5 protein-coding genes are annotated in these 3,806 nt (G+C 30.3%); 2 read left to right on the top strand and 3 right to left on the bottom strand.

Annotated elements, in window-relative coordinates; all coding sequences use genetic code 11:
* Together ACLR9T_RS13445 and ACLR9T_RS13440 are read left to right on the top strand one after the other, a co-directional pair.
* On the top strand, positions 1 to 447 hold a 447-nt coding region (locus ACLR9T_RS13445), incomplete at its 5' end, for a hypothetical protein (RefSeq protein WP_413110018.1).
* Between the two features lie 16 nt (positions 448 to 463).
* Positions 464 to 1,747 carry a PTS sugar transporter subunit IIC gene (locus tag ACLR9T_RS13440; protein ID WP_413110017.1) on the top strand — a complete coding sequence of 428 codons (1,284 nt, stop codon included), beginning with the start codon at positions 464 to 466 and terminating at the stop codon, positions 1,745 to 1,747.
* Between the two features lie 80 nt (positions 1,748 to 1,827).
* On the opposite strand, the gene ACLR9T_RS13435 is transcribed toward ACLR9T_RS13440, so the two are convergent.
* The 3 genes from ACLR9T_RS13435 to ACLR9T_RS13425 all read right to left on the bottom strand — a co-directional run.
* Complete coding sequence (locus ACLR9T_RS13435; RefSeq protein ID WP_008790689.1) at positions 1,828 to 2,706, bottom strand: hypothetical protein; 879 nt, start codon at positions 2,704 to 2,706, stop codon at positions 1,828 to 1,830.
* Positions 2,707 to 2,725: 19 nt separating this feature from the next.
* Entirely contained in the window at positions 2,726 to 3,361 is a 636-nt protein-coding gene (locus tag ACLR9T_RS13430; RefSeq protein ID WP_413110016.1) for a DUF4362 domain-containing protein, read from the bottom strand.
* Positions 3,358 to 3,806, bottom strand: a 449-nt coding sequence (locus ACLR9T_RS13425) for an RNA polymerase sigma factor (protein ID WP_413110015.1), incomplete at its 5' end; no start/stop codon positions are given. The genes ACLR9T_RS13430 and ACLR9T_RS13425, both read right to left, overlap by 4 nt.

Here is a 3,806-nt window from a genome sequence, read left to right as displayed (position 1 = left end):
AAGTTATGGAGGAGACTTCTAACAATATCAGTTGAAGATATTGGTATGGGAAATCCTATGGCTGCAATTATGGTGAATAATCTTTATCAGATGAGTAAACAATTTGATTATGCTGATGGTGATAAGCCAATGTATTTTATTCATGCAATCCGTTATTTATGTTCATCAGAAAAGGATCGCTCTAGTGACTTATTAAAGAATATCTGTATTAAGTCTTTTGCAATGGGTAAGTTTCCAGAAATTCCTGATTATGCATTAGATAAACACACACAAAGAGGACAGGCAATGGGAAGAGATTCATTTCACTTCTTAAATGAAGCTAGTAAAGTATATCCTCAAAAAGAGGTTGATAATGACTATAAAGAGAGATATGCAAAAATCTTAGAAGAATATGATCCAGAGAATGTTGTAGATTCTGCATTCAAATTCAATGGATGGCAATTTTAAATAAGGGAGAGCATAAATGATTAGTTGTTTAGAAAGAATGTTAGCACCGTTAGCAAACAAACTCGGTAATCAAAGACATTTACAAGCAATTTCTAACGGAATGATGATGTCACTAGCATTAATTGTTGTGGGATCTATCTTTTTAATTATCGCCAATCCACCAATTTATTTAGATATTGTTGATTTGAATACAAGCAATATCTTTATGAAAATGATGATTGGATGGAAACAATGGGCAGTTGCAAACTATAATACAATTACAATTCCATATACGATGACAATGGGACTCATTGGATTAGTTACTGCTTTTGGAGTCAGTTATTCTTTAGCTGAAAGTTATAAAATGAAATCAGCAATTAATGGTATTATTGCAATGTGTGTATTCTTAATGATTAGTGCACCAGTGACTGATGGGCAATTGTCAATGACATATTTAGGTGCTGATGGATTATTTGTTGCCTTAATTGTTGGTTTGTTATCGGTTGAAATCTGTCGTATTGTAGGTCATAAAATTGTTTTCACTTTTCCTGAAAGTGTGCCTACTGCTGTAACAAACTTCGTCAATTCATTATTACCATTAGCAGCAAATATTATTATATTATATGGATTAAATTTAATTTTAATAGCAATAACTTCAAAAGCTTTGCCAGAATTAATCATGAGTTTATTGACTCCAGCAATTTCAAGCGTTGATAATATTTGGGCTTATATGGCAATCTTTGCGTTTTCTAATATTTTGTGGTTATTTGGTATTAATGGATCATCTATTATTTTTCCAATTGTCTTTGTATTGGGATTAACAAATTCAGGGATTAATGCTGAACTCGTTAATGCTGGTAAAGGTCCAACTCAAATTATGAACTTACAGATGTATCGTTATGCTGTCCTTGGTGGTGGAGGAAATACATTAGGACTTGTTTTATTAATGTGTTTCTCAAGAGTAAAGCATTTAAAATCAATTGGACGTTTAAGTGTTGTTCCAGGTATTTGTGGTATTAATGAACCTGTTATTTTTGGAGGACCTATTGTCTTAAATCCAATTTTAGCAATTCCATTTGTAGTGATGCCATGTATTTCTATTGGATTAGGCTTTATAGTACAAAAAGTTGGATTGGTTAGTATGGGATATATCATTGACCCATCATTTACTCCATTCTTTGCGCAAGGTTTCCTATCAGCACTTGATTTTAGAAATATTATATTTATGTTTATTTTATTAGCAATCAGTGTTGCAGTATACTATCCGTTCTTTAAAGTATATGAAAGATCATTAATAGAAAAAGAAGGAATTGAAGGATAATGAGAAAACCAGAAAATCAGTTTGATTTCTGGTTTTTTTATCATAACGAAAAATATTATGATGAGGATTTTGATAGTGGCTTAAATCATTGAACTGGTAATAAGTCCAATTAAAAATGATATAACATTGGCAGTCATTGTGTATACTTGTATTTTTCTATGAGAAGGTTTAGGAAGTCCACATTTTTTAATACATTGTATATAAATAACCATCTCAATACCAATAACAAGTAATTCTATCCATAAATAATGAAAGATCAATAAAATAGTGCTTTGTTGAAGTGGAAGAAGATTAAATAAGGCATTTAATAGCAATTGTGTAAAAATATTCGTAACAATAATCAGTCCCCGTTGTTTAGGATTCTTGATATGAAACATATTAGCAACCATAAGTTCGATAATAATAGTGAGTAAGATTCTGATAAATAAAGAAGTTTGTATCCATCCAAATGCTATATTCTGTTCAACTTTTATTTGTCTATCCCATTCTTGAGAAGTCACATTAAGTTGTTGGGACTGACTATCTATTGTCACTTTATAATAACTATCAAAAGCATATCTTTTATAGGTTTTACTAGATATAAATTGATGAGAATCTGGAAAGAATAACAGTATTTTAAATTCTTCTGGTGGATGATATCCCCAGGTTACTCTTTGATTATTAGTGCATTCATCAAAAAACTGGAGAAAATAATAACCATCATTATCTTTATAATTCACAAAGGATTGCCAAATGTTTTCATCCATATTTTCCATAAGACGCTTAGAATCTTCTGTGTTTTTATATACAGACCAAGGACCAGATGAATCCTCTTTTGATAGAAGGGTAACATAACACTTTTCATTGTTTAAACCATAAAAGTTAAGAACAACACTTGGCTTTGGACCCATATCTGCATAGACATTTGTGGGAAGAAGAATGAAAATGAGGATACAAATAATAGCAGTTATTTTACGCATAATAGCATTCTCCTATCTTTTATTTTTGTTGAATATCGATTATATAATAGGCTTGATTATTGTTAATAGTATCTTGATTAAGGAGATCATTATAAGCATACAGTGTATTTTCATATATACCAAGAGACTTAAACTCCTGTTTTGTAATCTTTGAATCTACTCCATATTTGTCCCTAGTTGCATCATAAAAAATAGTGACTTTATTATTTTGATATTGTACATCTAGCAAAATCGGATCACCTTCAATCGTATATTGTACAATAATAAGAGAAGCCTTTTCTTGATTTTCAATATGATTAAGAAATTGTGTTAACAGTTCTTGATGATAGTCATCTTGATGGACTCTTATATAGAATGGATATGTTTTCATATCTTCTAAGGAGATTTCTGAAGGTAATGAGTAAAGTTCAGAATTTGTGTTTGTCTGATTTTGTTTTGAAGGTTGTGTTGATGGGTTTGCAGTGTTTGGCTTTTTTGGCATAAACAAGATAAAACATATAAATGCAATACATATACAGCAACTTAATGTTATCATTTTATAACGGTCATTGATTCTTTGTGGTTTTGGATGAGAAGATAAGATGTCTTGAAGCACTTCTTTTTTTGATTGATTGTCCATTTGTATGTGTTGGTAAGCTTTTTGAATAGGATTCATAATGTTAAATCACCTAACTTTCTTTTTAATATTTTTTTAGCTCTTGCTAATTGATTACGAATTGTAGAAGATGGTTTGTGCAAGATTTCTGCAATTTCCTCACTATTATACCCTTCATAGTAATACATATAGATAACTGTTTTATAACGAGCTGGTAATTTAAGAATGGCTTCCAATGTTTGATCAATTTGAAAAGTTTCCAATTTTACAATATGATTTTCATCAAAAGAGATATGTCTTCGCCATCTTTGTTTAAGCATATCTTTACAAACGTGTGTACAGGTGACAATGAACCACGCTTTTTCATGTTCAATAGAATGAAACACAATATCATTATTCATATATTTTATAAAGGTCATTGATACAGCGTCTTCACTATCGGCTATATTTTTCAAATATGAATAAGAAATTCTGAATACCATATCTATATGTCTTTGATAGACGG

Source organism: Thomasclavelia sp. (assembly GCF_047249845.1).
GTDB lineage: Bacteria > Bacillota_I > Bacilli_A > Erysipelotrichales > Coprobacillaceae > Thomasclavelia.
This window is presented reverse-complemented; position numbering and strand designations above follow the sequence as displayed.